The following is a 21,128-nucleotide window of genomic DNA, read 5'->3' on the forward strand; positions in this document are numbered from 1 at the left end:
CCGCCCGCCCGTCTTGCTGGCCCCGGTTGCCGGCCTGCTGCGCGAACGGATCGGGGAGGCAATCATCACGCCCTCCTCCATGCGCTCCATTCTCGATTCCGTCGGCAACCGGCTCGATGAAGCCAAGGACACCTCGCGCTATCTCACCGGCCTCCTGGTGTTTCTGGGCCTGATGGGCACTTTCTACGGCCTGCTCGAGACCGTGAGCTCGGTGGCCGGCGTCATCAACGCCCTCGACGTCACCTCCGCCGACAGTGCCGCGCTGTTCGGCAATCTCAAGGAAGGCCTCGCCGCCCCGCTCGGCGGCATGGGCACCGCCTTCTCGTCCTCGCTGTTCGGCCTTGCCGGTTCGCTGGTGCTGGGCTTTCTCGACCTGCAGACCAGCCAGGCCCAGAACGCCTTCTATACCGATCTTGAGGACTGGATGACCTCGATGACCGAGCTCGACCATCCGGTGACCGCCATGCAGGCCAATTCCATGGCGGGTGGCGGCGCCGACATGCAGGCGGCCATCGAGCGGCTGGGCGCCAATATGCAGAACCAGAATGCTTCCCAGAACGCAATCCGCGCCATGGCCGAGCTGGCGCGCGGCATTGATGGCCTGGTCAAGCACATCCGCACCGAACAGGACGATCTGCGCAAATATATCAATGAACAGGGCGAGACCAATAAGCGCCTGCGCGATCTGATCGAGGCCATGCTCAACGAACCCGACAACGAGCGTCGGGACTAGCCGCATGGCCCTCCCCCGGTCCCGCCGCCGACAGGAAGCCAATTACTGGCCGGGTTTCGTCGATGCCCTGTCGAGCCTGCTGCTCGTCATCATCTTCATGCTCAGCCTGTTCATGCTGACGCAGTTCTTTCTCGGCCAGGAGATCCAGGGCCGCGACACCGCTCTGGCTCGCCTCAACAGCCAGATCGCCGAACTGACCGAATTGCTGCAGCTCGAGCGCGCCAATTCCGACGACCTGACCAGCCAGTTGGCTACCCTGACAGCGACACTCGCCGGCGCCGAGGCGGAGAATGCCTCGCTCACCACCCAGCTCTCGGGCATCGGTGCCGGCTTGGGCGATCGCGACAGCACCATTGCCGGGCTGCAGCAGGACCTGATCGACGCCGAGCGCCTCTCAGACGAGGCCAATGCACAGGTGGTATTGCTCAATCAGCAGTTGGCCGCTCTGCGCACCCAGATCGCAGCACTCGAATCCGCCCTCGAAGCCTCCGAGGCTAGGGACACCGAGAGCCGCACCCAGATCGCCGATCTTGGACGTCGGCTCAACCTGGCCTTGGCCCAGCGCGTGCAGGACCTGTCGCGCTATCGCTCCGACTTCTTCGGTCGTTTGCGCCAGATTCTGGAAACCCGTGCCGATGTGCGGGTGGTTGGCGATCGCTTCGTCTTCCAGTCCGAAGTGCTGTTCGATGCCGGCCAGGCCAATGTCTCGGCTGCCGGTTTCCCCGAACTCGATGCTCTGGCCGACGCCATCCTGCAGTTGGAGCAGGAGATTCCGCCCGATATCAACTGGGTGCTGCGCATCGACGGCCATACCGACAAGCGTCCGATTTCCAATGCCCGCTTCCCCTCCAACTGGGAGCTGTCGGCGGCCCGCGCCATCTCGGTGGCGCAATATCTGGTCTCCAAGGGCGTCGCCCCGGCCCGCCTCGTCGCCGCCGGCTTCGGCGAATTCGCCCCCCTCGACCCCGCCGACACCGACGAAGCCTACCGCCGCAACCGCCGCATAGAATTCAAGCTTACGGAGGGGTGATTTCCGACCCGCTTCGCGGGTAAAAACGCTCCGGTGGAGCGTTTTTAGGAAATCACGCCGTGAGCCCCGCGAACGGCCGGTGGCGAAACCCCGGTTAACTTTGATCCCGCATACCCCCACCTAACCTCCCCCTGTAGAAGGGGGAGGAACTGATCGTGTTCAAACTCGATCTCCACTAGCCACCGCCCCACTCCTCCCCCTTCTTCAGGGGGAGGCTGGGAGGGGGTGCGCAGCACGCTTAAACCTATAGGCGATACCTGCCTACAGGAGAGAAGAAACACATCGCGCTCAACCTCACCGGTCACGCGCCACTGTCCTGCTCCTCCCCCTCCTTCAGGGGGAGGCCGGGAGGGGGTGAACCCCGCGCACCGGCGTTCTGCCGCCTGCCGACACCACCCCGCTTAACCTTAACGTGATCGCGTCAAACTGCTGTTGCATCACAGCAACGTCACGAAAAAGCCTAGATTCCCGCCACATTCGCGCCGGAATAGGCATTGATTAACCAAACCGGCAAACCCGGTTTTAAGAATAAGCGCGGTAAATGCCGTGCTTAAGATTGTTGCCTATTCAGGAGCCTCCCGTGGCCATCCCCGCACCCATTTCTACCGCGTTGCGCGCTGCCGCGATGCTGCTTTTCGTCGTCGTCGTTGCCGCCTGTTCGCGCAGCGCCAATGACAATGTCGGCCTCACCGGCGTCGGCAATGTCGGTCCCGGTGGCGGTGCCCCCGGCAGCCAGCAGGAATTTCTCGTCACTGTCGGCGACCGCGTCTTCTTCACCACCGATTCCAGCTCGCTGACCGCAGAAGCCCAGGCCACGCTCGACAAGCAGGCCGCGTGGCTGAACCAGTACCAGAACTATCGCATCCTCATCGAAGGCCATGCCGACGAACGCGGCACCCGCGAATACAATATCGCGCTCGGCGCCCGCCGTGCCTCGGTCGTCGTGAATTATCTCGTGTCGCGCGGCGTCAATGGCCAGCGCATCACCAGCCAGTCCTTCGGCAAGGAACGCCCGGTCGCCATCTGTAACGACATCTCCTGCTGGAGCCAGAACCGCCGCGCCGTGACCGTGGTCCAGTAAAAGACACGCGCCCTTCGGGGCGTTGAAAATCCAGTGAAAACTGGAGGCAAGGACGCCCGGCGCCGGATATTCTGGCCCGGGCGTTTTGTTTTGACCAAATTTGGCCTTTATCAACGGGCCCATAGCACCCATCTAGACGAGAGATTTTCGATCGGGAGACTGGCTTGACCCTCAGCAGACTGTCCAAATTCGGCCGGGCGGCGCTTTGTGCGCTGGGCGTCGGGCTTGTTGCCCCCGTCCCCGCCACCATGGCCCAGACCACGCTACCCCCTGCCGAGCTGGCGGGCCTGAGCTTCACCAATGGCGGCCGCGTGCTCGTGGCCCAGGCCGACCAGGCCCAGCTCATGGTGCGCATCCAGCAACTGGAAGAGCAGATCCGCCTGCTCAATGGCCAGGTCGAAGGCCTGACCTTCCAGATCACCCAGATGCAGGAAATCCTCACCCGCTTTCAGGAAGATGCCGAGTTCCGCTTCCAGGCATTGGAAGGCGGTGCCGGGGGAAAAACTGAGGCGGCAACCCAACCGGGCGGCGTGACGCAGCCCGAGGCGTTGCCGCAGAGCCCCGGCGTAACTACCGTTCCCACCGATGCTGCTCCCTCACCCACCATCATTCCCGAACAGGGCGTGCAGCCCCTGCCGGGTGAGCAGGAGTTCGATCCGACCTTTGACGACGGCTCCGTCGGCGAATCGGCCGATCCGCTGGTCGGCACCGGCCAGGGTGGCAGCGTCGACCTCGTCACCGGCCAGCCGCTGAACCTCAGCTACGATCCGCGCGCCGTCGATAGCGGCAATGCCGATGCCGATGCGCAGTTCGCCGCCGGCTATCAGGCAATTGTCGAGGGCGACTATGCCTTTGCTGAGGACCAGTTCAGCCAGTTCCTCGCGCTCTATCCCAACCACCCGCAGGTCACCGATGCGGCCAATTGGCTGGGCGAGGCGCTGCTGGTGCGCGGCGCCTACGATCAGGCGGCCGAAGTGCTGCTCGATGCCTATCAGAAGGCCCCGGACAGCCCACGGGCCCCGGACCTCCTGCTCAAGATCGGTGTCTCTCTTTCTGGCGCCGGCGAGCGGGAAACCGCCTGCCGCACCCTGACCGAGGTCAACCTGCGCTATCCGGATACCGCGCCAGCCTTCAAGACACGCGTTTCCGAAGAAATGGCGCGGGCCGAATGTCCACCGGCCTGACGCCCGATCTGGGCGATCCGGATGTGCTGGCGCGCCTGTTCGCGCCGGCACGCGACCACAAGATCATCGGCCTGGCCGTGTCCGGCGGTGCCGATAGCCTGGCGCTGATGCTCCTGGCCCATCGCTGGGCCGCAACGCTTGCCGAGCCCCCAAAGCTCATCGTCTATAGCCTCGACCACGCCTTGCGCCCCGAAGCCGCCGACGAGGTGGCCATGGTGCTGGCCGCGGCGGACAATCTTGGCCTTGCCGCTCGCGGCCTGGTCTGGGACGATATAAAGCCCGAAACCGGCCTGCAGGAAGCCGCCCGCCAGGCGCGCTACGGCCTGATCGGGGGTGCCATGGCCGAGGATGGCGCCACCCTGCTGCTGACCGCCCACCATCGCGCCGACCAGGCCGAAACCGTGTTGATGCGGCTCGCCCATGGCAGCGGCCTCGAAGGGCTCAAAGCCATGTCGCCGTTGTCCCGCGTCGAGGGCGTCCCCCTCTTCCGCCCGCTGCTCGATTGCGACCCGGCTTCGCTGGCCGCGCTGGTCGCCGAGGCCGGGCTCATCCCCGCCGCCGATCCCTCCAATACCGATCCGGCCTATGAGCGGGTGCGTTGGCGCCAACTGCTGCCCACGCTTGCCGCCGAGGGCCTCGACGCCGCCACCCTCTCCCGTTTCGCCACCCGCATGGCCGAGGCCGATGCGGCCCTCACCCAGATGGCCGACGCCGCCTTCGACGAACTGGTTCGCCTCGATGGCTTTGGCGCTGCCAGCCTGCCCCGCGCCGCCTTGACCGAGCTCAGTCCCGCCATTGCCCAGCGGGTGCTCTCCCGGGTGCTCAACATCGTCGGCGGCCGCCAGAAGCCGCGCGCACTCGGGCAGGTCGAGCGCCTGCATGAGCAGATCCTGGGTGGCATCAGCAAGCCGCTGACCCTGCTCGGCGCTGTCATTCGCCCGCGCGCCGAGAGCCTCGTGATCTCGCGCGAACCCGGTCGCATGCTGCCCGAAGCCCAGACCCTGCTCCCCGGCGCCGATCTGGTCTGGGACCAGCGCTTCCTGATTTCTAATCTCTCCGGCGAAGCCGGCATTCAGGCCGGACCCACCGATTTCCTGCCCCGTCATCGCCTCGAGGCCTTGCTCGGCTTCAAGGTCACCAGCCCCGCCGAAGCCATCCGCACCGCCCCCATCGTCCACGACAGCGCCGGGCAATTGCTGGCGCTGGGCGGCTGGTCCTTCGATGAGCGGGTAAAAGTGGAACTGCTGATCGACTGAGACGCTCGGCGACGCCCCTATCCAACAACTCTGCGGACAAATCCGCCCCCGCCTTGAAAATGTCGGCAAAGACGATTTCATCGCTGGTGAAAATCGACTAGACCCTTAGCCCGATTGCAGGCCTTGCCAGGGAGCCACCCCACTCATGTCGACCGACGCCTCCGCTACCGAACGGTTCAGCCACGACGCTGGCATCCTCGCCCAGGCCCTGCCCTATATGCAGCGCTATGAGGGCAAGACCGTCGTGGTCAAGTATGGTGGCCATGCCATGGGCGATCTCAAGCTCGGCCAGGCCTTTGCCCGTGACATCGCCTTGCTCAAGCAGTCCAAGGTCAATCCGATCGTGGTCCATGGCGGCGGACCCCAGATCGCCTCCATGCTGAAGAATCTCGGCATCGAATCCAAGTTTGAAGGCGGACTGCGCGTCACCGATGCCCGGACCATGGAAGTGGTCGAGATGGTGCTGGCCGGCTCCATCAACAAGGAAATCGTCGCCCTGATCAATGCCGAGGGCGAGTGGGCCATTGGCCTGTGCGGCAAGGACGGCAACATGGTCTTTGCCAAGAAGGCCGAAAAGACCGTCAAGGACCCCACCTCCAATATCGAGCGCGTGCTCGATCTCGGCTTTGTCGGCGAACCGGTCGAAGTCGACCGCACCCTGCTCGACCTCTTGGCCCGTTCGGAAATGATCCCGGTCATTGCCCCGGTGGCCCCCGGCCGCGACGGCAATACCTACAATATCAATGCCGATACCTTTGCCGGCGCCATTGCCGGCTCGCTCGGCGCCAAGCGCCTGCTGTTCCTCACCGACGTGCCCGGCGTGCTCGACAAGGACGGCAAGCTGATCCCCGAATTGAGCGTACGCGAAGCCAAGCAGCTGATCGCCGACGGCACCATTTCGGGCGGCATGATCCCCAAGGTCGAGACCTGCCTCGAAGCGCTCGACAATGGCGTCGAGGGCGTGGTCATCCTCAACGGCAAGCAGCCACACGTGGTTCTCGTCGAACTTTTCACCGAGTTCGGCGCCGGCACGCTGATCGTCCGCTGACGGAACAAAGCGCCTTCGGGCGCTTTGTCTACTATTGGCAACGGTGCCGCACGGGGGCAGGGAACCGCTTGGGAACAGAGTTTTTCATTTTTGCGGCGATCGGTTTTTTCGCCCAGATCGTCGATGGCGCTTTGGGCATGGCCTATGGCGTCGTCAGCTCCACCATGCTGCTTTCCTTCGGTGTCTCCCCGGCCGCGGCTTCCGCCAGCGTCCACGCCGCCGAAATGTTCACCACCGCGGCCTCCGCCACCTCCCATGTCAGCCAGCGCAATGTGAACTGGCGCCTGTTCTGGCGCCTCGCCCCGGCCGGCGTGCTGGGCGGCATTCTGGGCACCTATGTGCTCACCGCCATTGACGGCGCCGTGCTACGCCCCTTCGTCACCGTCTATCTCGGCCTCTTGGGCATCTATATTCTCTATCGCGCCTTCCGCATCCGCGCCGCCTTCAAGGAGCCCAAGACCGGCATGGTGCTGCCCCTGGGGGTCGCCGGCGGTTTCGTCGACGCGGCCGGCGGTGGCGGCTGGGGTCCCATCGTCACTTCCAGCCTGATCGGCTCGGGCGGCGCCCCGCGCTATGTCGTGGGCACGGTCAATACCGTCGAATTCTTCGTCACCACCGCCGTCTCGGTGGCCTTTATCACCGCCCTGCTCACCGGCCATTGGGAAGAGGCCGAGGGCATCGACCGCTATATCTGGTCGGTGGCGGGCCTTGTCGTCGGCGGCGTCCTCGCCGCGCCACTTGCGGGCTTTGTCGTGCGCATCATCCCTCCCCAGCGCCTGATGATGCTGGTCGGCGGGCTCGTGGTGTCGCTGGCCTGTTTCCAGACCTGGCAATTGTTGAGCGCATGAAAAAGGCCGCCCGAGGGCGGCCTTCAAACGTGTTTGACGCGGCTTGGAACAGCGTACCAATAGGCGCGATGCGGCTCCTCCCCCTTCTTCAGGGGGAGGCTGGGAGGGGGTCTGCAGCGCGCTACACCTCCACCACCGTGGCATGCTGCGCTTGGGCAGCGGCGGGGCCGGAAGGCGACTTCTTGAACACGAAGGCCATGGCCAGGACGATGCCGAACGCCACCACCTGATACCACAGCGCCAGGGCCGCAGCTTCGGCGAAGGCGATATTGGGCGTCGCGCCGCTGGCAAAGCTGCCGGCGAGATGGGTGAAGAAGATTTCGCCGACCAGCGCGATACCGAGCGCCCCACCGACCTGCTGGAAGGCCTGCAGAGCCCCCGAACCGGCACCGGCATCGCGCGGCGGCACATTGCGCAACACCAGTTGGAACAGCGAGGAGAAGCCCAGACCCAGCCCGATGCCCGCGATCAACAGCGGCGGCAGGAAGGTCCAGCTGTCGATGGAGGTTGTGACGCCGGCAATGATGAAATGCAGCCAGCCGATACCACCGGCCAGGAGCGCCCCGGCCGCAGCCAGCCGGGCCCGCAGGTAACGTGCACCGAACCGGCCGGCAATGGCCGAGGCGATCAGCACGCCCACCGAGAACGGCGTATTGGTCAGGCCAGACTGCAGGGGCGAGAAGCCGAAGCCGGACTGCAGCAACAGCGAAATCACCATGAACATGCCCGGAATGCCCGAGGCAAACACCGTCACCACGAAGGCGCCGAACATATAGTCCTTGTTGCGCAACAGGTCATAGTTGAGCAATTGCGGCTGCCCGGCGGCGGCGCGCTTGCCCTGCCAGATATAGAACAGCCCCAACAGCACCAGGCCGGCACCGATCATGCCGAAAGCCCAGACCGGCCAGCCATAGGCGCGGCCCTCGACAATGGGAAACACCACCGCCACGATGCCGAGGCCGAACAGAGCAATGCCGACATAGTCGTTCTTGAGCTCGGCATGACCCGGCAGGCGGGGGATCAGCATCCAGCCGGCGATAATGGCACCAATACCGATGGGAATGTTGACGAGGAAGATGGGCTGCCAGTCGAGCCCGAACAGCTGCGCATCGATCAGCAGCCCGCCCAGGATCGGCCCGCAGACCGAGGCAAGGCCGGCGGAAAGCCCGAACAGCGAAAAGGCCTGACCGCGCTCATGCGGCGGGAATGTCACCGTGGCGATGGCCAGGACCTGCGGCGTCATCATCGCGCCGCCAATGCCCTGCAGGACGCGGGCAAAGATCAGCATTTCGATATTATGCGCCAGGCCGCAAAGCGCCGAGGCGGCGGTGAAGGCGGCAACGCCCCAGAGGAACATCTTGGTGCGACCGACAATGTCGCCGAGCCGGCCGAAAGGCAAAAGACCCAGCGCGAAGGCCAGCACATAGGCGGCCACGACCCATTCGATCTGGTTGTCGGTGGCGCCGAGATTTTCCCGCATCGAGGGCAGCGCCACATTGACGATGGTGACGTCGATCAGATTCATGAAATTGGCGATCAAAAGGATCACCAGCGACAGCCAGCGACGCGGATCGGGCGGCGTAGCCGCTGCTGCGGCATAGGGGGAAGACATTAGTTGACCTCGGGGACGGTGTGGGGGCGAGCGGCAAAAGCGCGCTCGAATTCTGCGAAAACCGCGATCATGTGGTCGCGATTGGTCTTGATGCTGCGGGTGCCGGCAATCATGCCGATAAAGATATGGGCCGCCGCGTCGGGGTCGATGTCAGCACGAAGCGTGCCGTCGGCGGCGCCCTGCTGAAACATCGCGGCCAGCAAGCCGTGCCAATGGGCGCGCATCGGCAGCATGATGGCGGCGATTGCCGGGTCGCGGCGGGCGCGCTCGACCAGTTCGGCCATGACCGCGATACGCTCGGGCGCCTCCTCCTGGGATTCGAGGGCGTCTTCGAATTCCATATGCAGCATTTCGATGCCGTTCTTTCCCTGCCGGGATCGTGCGAGACCCTGGGCGCGAAATTCGTCCTTGATGCTCTGCGCGACCAGCGCAATCAGCGCTTCCTTGCTCGGCACATGGTAATGCAGGGTCGCGATATTGATGCCGACGCGGGCCGCGATGTCTCGCGTGCGCAGGCCTTCGAGCCCTTTCTCGACAATCAGGTCGCGCGCTGCCGCGGCAATGGCGGCGCGCCTGTCATCGGTGCTTTCGCGTTTTTGACTATCCTGTTCCATGGCGCCCCAATACGCCTGTCACAGGAATTAATCAATCACTTGATTGATGAACTTTTGCGACAATCCCATCTATCGATGGCGTGCCACGCGCGGTTGACATTTGCTGTCAGCAGGCGTCCATCACCGCAGTTGTTTGTGGAGCGCACCATGACCGATTATGTCCGCAAGATCCTGACCTCTTCCGTCTATGAGGTTGCCGAGCAGACCCCGCTCGAGCCCATGGAATTGCTCTCCGCCCGCCTCGGGCGCGGTGTGCTGGTCAAGCGCGAGGACATGCAGCCGGTCTTTTCCTTCAAGATTCGCGGCGCCCATAACCGCATCGCCCACCTCACCGCCGAGGAGCGCGCCCGCGGCGTCATCTGCGCCTCGGCCGGCAATCACGCTCAGGGCGTCGCCCTCTCTGCCACGCGGCTGGGTATCCGCGCCGTGGTGGTCATGCCCACCACCACGCCCGCCATTAAGGTCAATGCCGTGTGCCGCCTCGGCGGCGAGGTCGTCTTGTTCGGCGACGGCTTCGACGCCGCCCGCGCCCATGCGTCGGGCCTTGCCGAACGGCATGGTTATGTCTTCGTCCACCCTTTCGATGATCCCGACGTGATTGCCGGTCAGGGCACGATCGGGCTCGAATTGCTGCGCCAGCATCCCGGCCCCATCGGCGCCATCTATGTGCCGGTCGGCGGCGGCGGCCTTGCCGCGGGAATTGCCAGCTTCGTCAAATTCCTGCGCCCGGAAATCCGCGTCATCGGCGTCGAGCCGGAGGAAGCGGCCAGTATGAAGGCCGCCATTGCCGCCGGCCATCCCGTGGCGCTCGACCAGGTGGGCCTCTTCGCTGACGGCGTCGCCGTGCGCCAGGTGGGGGACGAGACCTTCCGCCTCTGCCGCGACCTGCTCGACGACATCGTCACCGTCAGTGCCGACGAAATCTGCGCCGCCATCAAGGACATTTTTGACGATCACCGCGCCATCACCGAACCGGCCGGCGCCCTGGCTCTGGCCGGGCTGCGTCGCGATGTCGAGAACGGCAATGCGCCCCAGGGCGCGCTTATCGCCATCAATTCGGGCGCCAATGTCAATTTCGACCGCCTGCGCTATGTCGCCGAGCGGGCCGAGATCGGCGAACGCGCCGAGGCCCTGCTCGCCGTCACCATTCCCGAGCGCCCCGGCTCCTACCGCGCCTTCATCCGCCTCGTCGGCCAGCGTGCCATCACCGAATTCAACTACCGCTATGCCCAGGGCAGTTCGGCCCGCATTTTCGTCGGCATCAAGCTGGCCGGTGGCGATGCGGAAAAGCGCGAAATCATCGACCTGCTCGAGCGCGCGGGGCTCGCCGTCACCGACATGACCGACAATGAGGTGGCAAAACTCCATGTCCGCCACATGGTGGGCGGCCGCGTCGCCGGCCTTGCCGATGAAATGGTGTTCCGCTTCCAGTTCCCCGAGCGGCCCGGGGCCCTGCTCAAATTCCTCGAGGGGCTCAACGACGCCTGGAACATCTCCCTGTTCCACTACCGCAATCACGGCGCCGATTATGGCCGGGTTCTGGTCGGCATCGAAGTTCCGCCAGAAACGCGCGCCGACTTCTTCGCCCATATCGACGCCATCGGCTTCCCGTACTGGGACGAAACCGAAAACCCGGCCTATCGACAGTTTCTCGATATCAACGAGACCACCCCAAAACCGGGTTCGACATCAACCTGAAATATACCGCAACTACATCGGCTGACGTATTTCCGCCCACAAGCCATTGCAATTGAACGGGCAAGGGGCGATCTGCTGCTTTCAACGCGCGAGCCGGGGTGCATCGGGCGCGCAATTCTTGAACCATATCCGAGGGATAAAAACACGATGATGAGCCTGTCCAAGACCACCAGCCTGATGCTTGCCAGCGGGCTCGCGACCCTGGCCCTGCTGCAGCCCGCCATGGCTCTGGATGCCGAGACCTTCGTCAACCGCATCGAGACCGTCTACAAGGTCATGGGCTACGACTTCAGCTTCGGCCCCGCTACCCTTGATGGCGACACCATCACCGTCGATGGCGGCACCCTGGGCATTGTCGGGCTGGGCGACGAGCCGATGAAGTTCGACACCACCCTCACCTTCTCCGGCGTTGCCGAGACCGAAGATGGCGGCTTCACTGCCGACAGCCTGACCATTCCCGACATCGACACCGATTTCTCCGCCGACCCGGTCGGCCACCTGTCCCTCACCGATATCCGCGTCGAGAACATCGTGCTGCCGCCCGAAGGCGTCACCGGTTCTGCCGCGCTGATGCAGACGGCCGGCGTCGTGGCCACCGGCCCGCTGTCGGTGACCCGCGATGGCGCCGAAGTCATCTCCATCGACAGCATGGACATGACCTCCGAGTTCACCCATGACGCTGCCGGCGCGCTGGAAAGCCTCGTCACCACCACCTCGATTGCCGGCCTCTGGGCCGATCTGTCCACCGTCAAGGACGAAGAGCCCGACGCCGGTGCCATGATCGAAGCCCTCGGCCTCACCGAAATCAATGGCGACTTCAACCAGACCATGACCTGGTCGATGGGCGATGGTCACCTCGTGCTCGAAGAGTCCAAGCTCGACCTCGCCGATGCCGGCGCCATCGACTTCAAGCTCGACGTGCTCGGCTTCACCCCGGCCATCCTCGACAAGATCTACGCCATGCAGGGCGAAGGCCTCGAGGCAACCAGCGAAGAAGCCCAGGCCAAGCAGATGATGGTCGGCATGGAACTGCTCCAGGCCCTGTCCATCTCCAGCGCCTCGATCCGCTATGACGACGCTTCGCTCGCCGGCAAGCTGCTGGATGTGTTCGCCGCCCAGTCCGGCACCGACCGTGCTGCCTTCGTCGAAGGCCTCAAGGCCACCCTGCCGGGGATCGTCGCTCAAAGCGGCATTCCGGCGCTGACCGATCTGGTCGTGCCGCCGGTCTCCGCCTTCCTCGACGATCCGCAGAGCCTTGAAATCTCGGTCAAGCCGCCGCAGCCGACCAGCCTACTGGTCCTCACTGCCGCCGCCTCCAACCCGGCCGGTCTCATCTCGGCCATCGGCCTGGCCGTTACCGCCAACCAGTAATCCGAACGCCCGAAAGGCCCCTCTCCGGAGGGGCCTTTTTTATGCCTGCCTATCTCCCGCCAGGAACTGTCCCCAAAAGGTGGGATGAAGCATCAACGCTTTTCTGCGATACTGCCGCCATGACCCTTCCTGCTTCGATCCCGCCGAAAAATCTCGACCACGTCACCGACTGGGTGTTTGACCTCGACAACACCCTCTATCCGCGCGAATGCAATCTCTTCGCGCAGATCGATGTGCGCATCACCCGCTATGTCATGGATGTGACGCAGCTCGAATTCGACGCCGCGCGGACCCTGCAGAAGGAATACTATCGGGATTTCGGCACCACACTGAACGGGCTGATGACCCGCCATCGCATCGATCCCGACCATTTCCTCAACACCGTGCACGCCATCGACTATAGCCCGGTGACAGCTCATCCCGAGTTGGTGGCTGCCATCCGCGACCTTCCCGGCCGCAAGTTCATCCTCACCAATGGCGATACCGGCCATGCCCGCGCCGTGCTGTCGCGACTGGGCGGCGATAACCTGTTCGAGGATGTCTACGACATCCGCGCCATGACCTATGTGCCCAAGCCGCACCGCCAGGCCTATGATGGCTTCCTCGCCCGCCAGGGCATCGATCCCGCCCGCGCCATCATGTTCGACGACCTGGAAAAGAACCTCGTCGTGCCGCACGAAATCGGCATGGCCACCGTGCAGGTGGTCGCCGCCGACGACTATAGCCATGATCAGGTCGACGCCTGGGAGCTGGGCCGCACCACCGGTCCGCATGTGCATCACATCACCGGCGACCTCGCCGGCTTCCTCCGCAACCTTCCCTAACCCCGCGCCTTTAGCTTACGGGCCTGCCCCGGGTCGGCTCCATTCTCCTGCGGCCCTGCCGCCATGCATTACGGGAATCCCAAACATGGAATATCGTCGCCTGGGCAAATCCGGCCTCAAGGTCAGCGAAGTCTCGCTCGGCAGCTGGGTCACCTTCTCCAAGCAGGTGGACCAGTCGGACGCCATTGCGCTGATGCGCCACGCTTATGACGCCGGCATCAATTTCTTTGACAATGCCGAGGGCTATGAAGCCGGCGAGTCCGAAGTGCTGATGGGCGAAGCGCTTAAGAAGCTCGGCTGGGGCCGCGACACCTATTCGGTGTCCTCGAAAGTCTTTTGGGGCGGCTCCAGGCCGACGCAGAAGGGTCTCAGCCGCAAGCATGTGACCGAGGCGGCGCATGCAGCGCTGAAGCGTTTGCAGGTCGATTATCTCGATCTCTATTTCTGCCATCGCCCCGACGTCGATACCCCGATCGAGGAAACCGTCTGGGCCATGCATAACCTCGTGACCCAGGGCAAGATCCTCTATTGGGGCACGTCCGAATGGAACGCGCGGCAGTTGACCGAGGCCTGGGGCGTGGCCCGCGCCAATCACCTCACCCCGCCCACCATGGAACAGCCGCAATACAATCTGTTCGTGCGCGAAAAGGTCGAGGCCGATTATTTGCCGGTCTATGAACTGCTCGGCCTGGGCACCACCATCTGGTCGCCGCTGGCCTCGGGCCTCTTGACCGGCAAATATAATGACGGCATCCCCGCCGACAGCCGCCTCAGCCTGCCCGGCTATGAATGGCTGCGCGACCAGTGGACCAACGAAGCCGGCAAGGCCAAGCTCGACAAGATCCGCCAGCTGGCCACCCTTGCCGGCGATATCGGCATCTCGATCACCCACCTGGCTTTGCTCTGGTGCCTGCGCAATCCCCATGTCTCGACGGTGATCCTCGGCGCCTCCAAGCTCGACCAGCTCAAGGACAACCTCGCCGCCCTCGAGCACAAGGACAAGCTGACCCCAGAAGTGCTCGAGCAGATCGAAACCATCATGGCCAACAAACCGGCAGCTCCGCAGCGGCATTAAGAGTACGAGGCCGTCCCGAACGGCCATCGCCCTTGGCACCATCTGCCCAGAACACGATGCAGCTCCTCCCCCTCCTTCAGGGGGAGGCTGGGTGGGGGTGTGCAACACGCTCCCAACCATGTGCGATAACGCTGCCGCTTGATCGCCCCCCACACCCGGCCGTCATCCACCACCGGCCGTCACCCTCGGGCGAAGACCCGAGGGCTCTACACTTGCCGGCATTTCCACAAACAAGACCGCTCGGCTCAAGGCCGAGGGTGAAATAGAGTGTTTCCTGTTCTGGGCAATGCGGCTCCATCGCCCCCTCCCCCCTTGAGGGGGAGGGTTGGGGTGGGGTCGTTTAGCGATCCACTGATGGACCCCCTCCCTCATTCCCTCCCCTCAAGCGGGAGGGAGGCGAAGGAGCCCGGACTCCACCTCAGTTTGAAATGCTCCAGTGCCCACCGCTCGCCACACCAGACCCCAAAACCTAAGCCGCCTCGCCGTGATATTGGCACTGGCCGTGGTCGGCGAGGATCTCGATGACCCGGCAGCTTTCGACCCGGCCGTGGGAGCAGCCTTCCACCATCCGCTCCAGCTCGTGCTGCAGGGCCTGCAGGCTGGCGATCTTGGCCTTGACGGCCACCAGATGTTCCCTGGCGATACCGTCGGCCCGCTCGCAGGATTGCTCGGGCTGGTCCTGCAGTTTCAGCAGCGTCTTGATCTCGTCGATCTCGAAACCCAGCTCGCGCGAATGGCGGATGAAGGTCAGTCGCTCCATGTCCTTGCGATCATAGCTGCGGCGCCCGCCATCGGTGCGCGGCGGCACCGGCAGCAATCCGATCTGCTCGTAATAGCGGATGGTGGGCACCTTGACCCCACTGGCCTGTGACACTTTGCCGATAGCGACACCAATGCTCATTTCGCTCTTGCTCCTCTAGTCACTAGAGAATGTAGGCCTGTTCCCAGAAATGCAAGGAGCAGTCGCCATGTCAGCAGAAATCGAAACCACACGTTTCCGTGTCGAGGGCATGGATTGCGCCAGCTGCGCCAGCAAGATCGACATTGCCGTGCGCCGCCTGCCGGGGGTGGAAGATGTGTCTGTTTCCGTCGTCGGCGGCGCCATGACCGTGCGCCACCGCCACACCGAGGCCGACATGATTGCCCGCAAGGTGACGAGCCTCGGCTACAAGACCGCGCCGCTCTCCGCCACGGCACCAGCCCCCATGTCGGGACCCGGCGCGCCCCATGATCACGACCATGACGGGCACGATCATGGTGCGGACAATCGCGGCAAGTCCAAGGATGCCCTGGCCGGCATGCATGGTCACGACCATAGCCTTGAATCCGGCCCCTGGTGGCAGACGACCAAGGCCAGGCTCACGCTGCTCAGCGCGCTGGCCGTCGTCCTGGCCTTTGCCGCCGGCCAGTTTTTCCCAGCGCTGGAGCAATGGGCCTTCGTGCTGGCCATGGTGGTCGGCCTCGTGCCCATTGCCCGCCGCGCCTGGATGGGCGCGGTCAATGGCAGCCCCTTTTCCATCGAGACGCTGATGACCGTCGCGGCCATTGGCGCTGTGTTCATCAATGCCGCCGAAGAAGCGGCCATCGTCGTCCTGCTGTTCCTGATCGGCGAACTATTGGAAGGCGTAGCCACCGGCCGGGCCCGCGCCAGCATCAAGGCGCTGGCTAATCTCGTGCCGCGCATGGCCCTGCGCGAGAGCGGCGAAACCGTCGCCGAAATGCCCGCCGAGAAACTGGCCGTGGGCGATATCGTCCTGGTCCGCCCCGGCGACCGCATTCCCGCTGATGGTCTGGTGGCCTCGGGTGAAAGCGCCGTTGATGAAGCACCGGTCACCGGCGAATCCGTGCCAAAGCGCAAGCAGGCCGACGATCCGGTCTTTGCCGGCACCATCAACCAGGACGGCGCTTTGCGCATCCGGGTGACTGCGGCCGCCGCCGACAATACCATTGCGCGCATCATTGCCCTGGTCGAGGAAGCCCAGGAATCCAAGGCGCCGACCGAGCGGTTCATCGACCGGTTTTCGCGCTATTACACCCCCGGCGTCATGGTGGTTGCCGCTCTCATTGCCATCCTGCCGCCGCTGCTGACGGGCCAGCCCTGGGACGAGTGGGTCTATAAGGGCCTCGCCGTGCTGCTGATCGGCTGCCCCTGCGCGCTGGTCATCTCAACACCCGCCGCCATTGCCGCCGCTCTGTCGGCCGGTGCACGCCGGGGGCTGTTGATGAAGGGCGGCGCGGTGCTCGAACAATTGGGCAAGATCGACATGGTGGCGCTAGACAAGACCGGCACGCTGACCGAGGGCAAGCCCAAAGTCACCGACATCATCGCTTTCGGCAAGACCGAGGCAGAGGTCCTGTCCCTGTCTGCCGCGCTCGAAACGGGCTCCAGCCACCCGCTCGCCCTCGCCATCCTCAACCGGGCCAAGGCCGACGGGATCGTGCCGCCACAGGCCGAAAACGCCGGCGCGGTTGGCGGCAAGGGCATTGTCGGCACGGTTGCAGGCGTATCGCTCTTCCTCGGCTCGCCCAAGGCCGCCGCTGCCACGACGCCGCTTGCTCCTGAACTTTCGGCGCGCATTGCGGCCTTGAACGACGAAGGCAAGACCGTCTCGGTGCTTCTGGCTGACAATGCCATTGCCGGGGTCATCGCCATGCGCGACGAGCCGCGTGACGACGCCCGTTCCGGCCTCGCCGAACTCAAGCGCCTCGGTGCCGACGTCATCATGCTCACCGGCGACAATGCCCGCACCGCCAAGGCCATCGCTGCCGATCTCGGCATTACCCCACGCGCCGAGCTGCTGCCACAGGACAAGCAGCGCATCGTCGGTGAGCTCAAAGCCGCGGGCAAGACCGTGGCCAAGGTCGGCGACGGCATCAATGACGCGCCCGCCCTCGCCGCCGCCGATATCGGCATCGCCATGGGGGGCGGCACCGATGTGGCGCTTGAAACCGCCGATGCCGCCGTGCTGCATGGGCGGGTTGGAGATGTCGCCAACATGATCCGTCTGTCGCGCGCCACCATGGCCAATATCGGCCAGAACATCACCATCGCGCTGGGCTTGAAGGCGGTGTTCCTCGTCACCACCATTATCGGCGTTACCGGACTATGGCCGGCCATCCTCGCCGATACTGGCGCCACCGTGCTGGTCACCGCCAATGCCATGCGCCTCCTCGCCTGGAAGGGCAACAACCAGGCCTGATGCAGTTTCGGTCGAGGCGCCGGGTCAGAAATACCCGCGCGCCTCGGCCACGATCTCGGACAGGAATTCCGACACCAGCGCCACCCGGCGAATAGCCCGCAAATCCTCGTGCACCACGGTCCAATAGCTGCGCGTCAGCTTGTGTTCCGGCAGGATCGGCACCAGCCGCTCGTCGCCCTTGGCCATATAGGTGTGCAAGATACCGATCCCGGCCCCCGCCCGCACCGCCTCGGCCTGTCCCATGGCCGATGAAATGGCCAGGCTCGACCGCCACTGGCGCGAGAATTCGCCGGTATAATCGAGCCAGGGCGAAAAGATCAGGTCTTCGACATAGCCCACCAGCTGGTGCTCGCCCAATTGCTCCAGCGAAGCCGGCACGCCGCGCTCGTTAAGATAATCTCGCGCCGCATAGAGCCCCAGCTGATAGTCGGTGAGCTTGCGCGCCACCAGCCGCCCCTCGCGCGGCCGCTCGATGGCCACCGCAATATCGGCCTCCCGCCGCGACAGCGAAAACGCCCGCGGCACCGGTACCAGCTCCACCCGCAGCCCCGGATGCCGCCGCGTCAACCGGCCGAGGCGCGGCGCGAGGAATGCCACCCCGAAGCCGTCCGGCGCGCCCACCCGCACCGTGCCGGCAATCTGGCTGTCGGCGCCCGCCGCCTCCTGCGCCGCCAGCATGGCGCTTTCCATCCGCTCGGCATGGATCAGAAACCGCTCGCCCTCGCCCGACAATTCCGTGCCATTGGTGCGGCGGATGAAAAAGGTGCTGCCCAGCGCCTGTTCCAGCGCATTGAGCCGCCGCGCCACTGTCGCATGGTTGAGCCCCAGGCTCCGCGCCGCACCCAGCAATTGCCCCTGCCGCGCCACCGCCAGGAACACCCGCACGTCGTCCCAGTTCATCCGGCTATATTCTGCGCACATCGGATGCGATTTTTCTGCAGTTGCTTTGCATGGATTATAGCTGCATCTCGACAGCACAACAAGGAGGACGCCCCATGCGCACCATCGGCCACTTCATCGACGGCACCGAAACCACCGGCCAGAGCGGCCAGTTCCAGGACGTGTTCAACCCCGCCACCGGCGATGTCCAGGCCCGCGTCGCCCTCGCCGATGCCGCCGATCTCGAGGCCGCAGTGGCATCCGCCGCCGCTGCCCAGCCGAAATGGGCGGCCACCAATCCGCAGCGTCGCGCCCGCGTCTTCTTCAATTTCGTGGCACTGATCAATCGCGACATGGACGAGCTGGCCCAATTGCTCAGCGCCGAACATGGCAAGACGGTCGAGGATTCCAAGGGCGACATTCAGCGCGGCCTCGAAGTCGCCGAATTCGTCGCCGGCGCCCCGCATCTGCTCAAGGGCGAGTTCACCGATGGCGCCGGCCCGGCCATCGACATGTATTCCATGCGCCAGCCGGTCGGCATCGGCGCCGGCATCACCCCATTCAATTTCCCCGCCATGATCCCGCTCTGGATGCTGTCGCCGGCCATCGCCGCCGGCAATGCCTTCATCCTCAAGCCCTCCGAGCGCGATCCTTCAGTGCCGGTGAAACTGGCGCAGCTGGCCATCGAGGCCGGCCTGCCCAAGGGCATTCTCAACGTGGTGCATGGCGGCAAGTCGGTGGTCGACGGCATTCTCGACCATCCCGCCATTGGCGGCATCAGCTTTGTCGGCTCCACCCCGATTGCCCGCTATGTCTATGGCCGGGCTGCGGCCGAGGGCAAGCGCGTCCAGGCCTTCGGTGGCGCCAAGAACCATATGATCATCATGCCCGATGCCGACATGGACAAGGCCGCCGATGCGCTGATGGGCGCGGGCTTCGGCTCTGCCGGCGAGCGCTGCATGGCCGTGTCGGTGGCGGTGCCGGTGGGCGCCGAGACCGCCGACCGCATCATCGCCGCGCTCAAGCCGCGCATCGAAAAGCTCAAGGTCGGCCCCGCCACCGATGCGAGCTCCGAAATGGGCCCGGTGATCACCAAGGCCAGCCAGGACCGCATCAAGCACCTGATCGGCAAGGGCGTCGAGCAGGGCGCCGAACTGGTGGTCGACGGCCGCGGCTTCAGCCTCCAGGGCTATGAAAACGGCTACTTCGTCGGCCCGACCCTGTTCGACCGGGTCACCGCGGAGATGGATATCTACAAGGAAGAAATCTTTGGCCCGGTGCTGAGCGTCGTGCGCAGCCAGAGCTACGAAGAGGCGCTGAAGCTGACCATGGACAATCCCTATGGCAATGGCACCGCCATCTTCACCCGCGATGGCGATGCCGCCCGCGATTTCGCCGCCCGCGTCAATGTCGGCATGGTGGGCATCAACGTGCCTGTGCCGGTGCCGCTGGCCTATCACAGCTTTGGCGGCTGGAAGGCCAGTGCCTTTGGCGACCTCAACCAGCACGGCATGGACGCGATCAAGTTCTGGACCCGCACCAAGACCGTCACCGCCCGCTGGCCATCCGGCATCAAGGACGGTGCCGAATTCCAGATGCCGACGATGAAGTAACGGGCGCCGCTGCCTGCATCCAATTGCAGCCCCCCTTGAGCGAAGTGTTCACTTTTAGCGCGTTGGGAGGCGCTTAGGCTTCGCCTCCTGCTTTCCCTCCCCCTTCTCCAGGGGGAGGGAGACGGACCGGTTATTTTGACCGACTCTTACCCACAACGCGATGCGGCTCCTCCCCCTTCTTCAGGGGGAGGTTGGGAGGGGGTGTGCAGCACGCTCAAGCCCGGATGCGATAGCCCTGCCCTCAAGGGGGAGGGAGGCGAAGGAACAGAAAGTCGCAGATAATCTCAGCGCAGCAACCCGCTTGCAGCTCCCTAGCGCGCGAAGGGGACGCTGGCGGTCATGACCTTGCCGGAATCGTTGAATTCCACCTGGAACTCGACGATGATCGTGTCATCGACGAGGAAAATCTTGGAGCCGATCTGCACGTCATTGCCGCCGCGATCGCGCTGGCGCTCGGTGAGATCGAAACCGATCTGATTGCCGTTCTTGCGGCCCACGGCCAGGCCCGAAAAGCCGGCATTGGATGTCATCACCGCCTCATAGCGCGCATTGGCTTCCGAAAAGGCGATGGTGCCGCTGACCGACAGGTTCATGTTCACCAGCGTGCAGCGGCCGGTATAATTGATCTTGGACTGGTTGCCCTGGCTCACCGAGAGGCGGCAGCGGAAGGGCTCCGGCTTGTCGCTGCCCACCAGCGTGCTCTCGCCGCGCCAGCTGCCGATATATTGCGCCAGCAATTGCTGTTCGGCCGGGCCGGCATAGGCCGCTCCTGCGCCCATCATGCCGATGGCAAGCGCTGCTGCCCCCAAACGCGTCAACGCACCCTTCACCACGTCAATCCACTCCTCGTTTCAGCCGGGGCGTTCCAGCGCCGCCTGCCGTCTTGTTGCTGCCGCCCTTGGCACCGGACGGAAACGGCCGATGCAGAGGCTGTGTTCCCACCAGTTTTCATTGTCGAAATCGAATTTAGGACTTCATCCAACAATGCCATCTTAATACTGAGACTCAAATATAACGCTGTCACCGATTTCGATACGCAAAAGCGGAGTTCCCGTGCTTCCT

18 protein-coding genes are annotated in these 21,128 nt (G+C 64.4%); 13 read left to right on the forward strand and 5 right to left on the reverse strand.

Features of this window, described 5'->3' with window-relative positions:
* The 7 genes from DEVEQU_RS06825 to DEVEQU_RS06855 all read left to right on the forward strand — a co-directional run.
* The coding region (locus DEVEQU_RS06825; RefSeq protein WP_126149840.1) for a flagellar motor protein MotA at positions 1-733 on the forward strand (733 nt) is incomplete at its 5' end.
* Between the two features lie 4 nt (positions 734-737).
* Positions 738-1,763, forward strand: a complete 1,026-nt coding sequence (locus tag DEVEQU_RS06830) for a peptidoglycan -binding protein (RefSeq protein ID WP_126149841.1) — start codon at positions 738-740, stop codon at positions 1,761-1,763.
* Between the two features lie 625 nt (positions 1,764-2,388).
* Positions 2,389-2,844, forward strand: a complete 456-nt coding sequence (gene pal / locus DEVEQU_RS06835) for a peptidoglycan-associated lipoprotein Pal (protein WP_126149992.1) — start codon at positions 2,389-2,391, stop codon at positions 2,842-2,844.
* Between the two features lie 164 nt (positions 2,845-3,008).
* Positions 3,009-4,028, forward strand: coding sequence for a tol-pal system protein YbgF (gene ybgF / locus DEVEQU_RS06840; RefSeq protein WP_126149842.1), 1,020 nt, complete (start codon positions 3,009-3,011; stop codon positions 4,026-4,028).
* Entirely contained in the window at positions 4,013-5,284 is a 1,272-nt protein-coding gene (tilS, locus tag DEVEQU_RS06845; RefSeq protein ID WP_126149843.1) for a tRNA lysidine(34) synthetase TilS, read from the forward strand. Before ybgF ends, tilS begins: the two co-directional genes overlap by 16 nt.
* Before the next feature lie 145 nt (positions 5,285-5,429).
* Positions 5,430-6,332: an acetylglutamate kinase gene (gene argB, locus DEVEQU_RS06850; protein ID WP_126149844.1), complete on the forward strand. Its 903-nt coding sequence runs from the start codon at positions 5,430-5,432 to the stop codon at positions 6,330-6,332.
* Between the two features lie 68 nt (positions 6,333-6,400).
* Complete coding sequence (locus tag DEVEQU_RS06855) at positions 6,401-7,180, forward strand: sulfite exporter TauE/SafE family protein (protein ID WP_223214129.1); 780 nt, start codon at positions 6,401-6,403, stop codon at positions 7,178-7,180.
* Between the two features lie 121 nt (positions 7,181-7,301).
* Here the strand turns inward: DEVEQU_RS06855 and DEVEQU_RS06860 are convergent, their stop codons facing one another.
* Together DEVEQU_RS06860 and DEVEQU_RS06865 are read right to left on the reverse strand one after the other, a co-directional pair.
* Positions 7,302-8,792 carry an MFS transporter gene (locus DEVEQU_RS06860; RefSeq protein WP_126149845.1) on the reverse strand — a complete coding sequence of 497 codons (1,491 nt, stop codon included), beginning with the start codon at positions 8,790-8,792 and terminating at the stop codon, positions 7,302-7,304.
* A complete protein-coding gene (locus tag DEVEQU_RS06865; protein WP_126149846.1) occupies positions 8,792-9,406 on the reverse strand; it encodes a TetR/AcrR family transcriptional regulator in 615 nt (204 codons plus the stop codon). The genes DEVEQU_RS06860 and DEVEQU_RS06865 overlap by 1 nt, the downstream gene beginning before the upstream one ends.
* Positions 9,407-9,553: 147 nt before the next feature.
* On the opposite strand from DEVEQU_RS06865, the gene ilvA reads away from it, so the two are divergent.
* From ilvA to DEVEQU_RS06885, 4 genes are all read left to right on the forward strand, one after another.
* Complete coding sequence (gene ilvA / locus DEVEQU_RS06870) at positions 9,554-11,104, forward strand: threonine ammonia-lyase, biosynthetic (protein WP_126149847.1); 1,551 nt, start codon at positions 9,554-9,556, stop codon at positions 11,102-11,104.
* 147 nt (positions 11,105-11,251) lie between these two features.
* Positions 11,252-12,475 carry a hypothetical protein gene (locus tag DEVEQU_RS06875; protein ID WP_126149848.1) on the forward strand — a complete coding sequence of 408 codons (1,224 nt, stop codon included), beginning with the start codon at positions 11,252-11,254 and terminating at the stop codon, positions 12,473-12,475.
* A 119-nt stretch (positions 12,476-12,594) separates the two neighbouring features.
* Complete coding sequence (locus DEVEQU_RS06880; RefSeq protein ID WP_126149849.1) at positions 12,595-13,299, forward strand: pyrimidine 5'-nucleotidase; 705 nt, start codon at positions 12,595-12,597, stop codon at positions 13,297-13,299.
* Between the two features lie 85 nt (positions 13,300-13,384).
* Positions 13,385-14,374, forward strand: a complete 990-nt coding sequence (locus DEVEQU_RS06885) for a potassium channel beta subunit family protein (protein ID WP_126149850.1) — start codon at positions 13,385-13,387, stop codon at positions 14,372-14,374.
* A gap of 469 nt (positions 14,375-14,843) precedes the next feature.
* Here the strand turns inward: DEVEQU_RS06885 and DEVEQU_RS06890 are convergent, their stop codons facing one another.
* Positions 14,844-15,275, reverse strand: coding sequence for a MerR family transcriptional regulator (locus DEVEQU_RS06890; RefSeq protein ID WP_126149851.1), 432 nt, complete (start codon positions 15,273-15,275; stop codon positions 14,844-14,846).
* Between the two features lie 67 nt (positions 15,276-15,342).
* Here DEVEQU_RS06890 and DEVEQU_RS06895 point away from each other — a divergent pair, with 67 nt between their 5' ends.
* On the forward strand, positions 15,343-17,574 hold the full coding sequence (locus DEVEQU_RS06895; RefSeq protein ID WP_126149852.1) for a heavy metal translocating P-type ATPase: 2,232 nt from the start codon (positions 15,343-15,345) through the stop codon (positions 17,572-17,574).
* A gap of 24 nt (positions 17,575-17,598) precedes the next feature.
* On the opposite strand, the gene DEVEQU_RS06900 is transcribed toward DEVEQU_RS06895, so the two are convergent.
* Complete coding sequence (locus DEVEQU_RS06900; protein ID WP_126149853.1) at positions 17,599-18,474, reverse strand: LysR family transcriptional regulator; 876 nt, start codon at positions 18,472-18,474, stop codon at positions 17,599-17,601.
* Positions 18,475-18,569: 95 nt separating this feature from the next.
* Between DEVEQU_RS06900 and DEVEQU_RS06905 the strand changes: the two genes are divergently transcribed.
* Positions 18,570-20,066: a CoA-acylating methylmalonate-semialdehyde dehydrogenase gene (locus DEVEQU_RS06905; RefSeq protein ID WP_164550298.1), complete on the forward strand. Its 1,497-nt coding sequence runs from the start codon at positions 18,570-18,572 to the stop codon at positions 20,064-20,066.
* Between the two features lie 311 nt (positions 20,067-20,377).
* On the opposite strand, the gene DEVEQU_RS06910 is transcribed toward DEVEQU_RS06905, so the two are convergent.
* A complete protein-coding gene (locus DEVEQU_RS06910; RefSeq protein WP_126149855.1) occupies positions 20,378-20,899 on the reverse strand; it encodes a heme-binding beta-barrel domain-containing protein in 522 nt (173 codons plus the stop codon).
* Between the last annotated feature and the right edge of the window lie 229 nt (positions 20,900-21,128).

This window comes from Devosia equisanguinis, from assembly GCF_900631955.1.
In the GTDB taxonomy this organism is placed as follows: Bacteria; Pseudomonadota; Alphaproteobacteria; order Rhizobiales; family Devosiaceae; genus Devosia; species Devosia equisanguinis.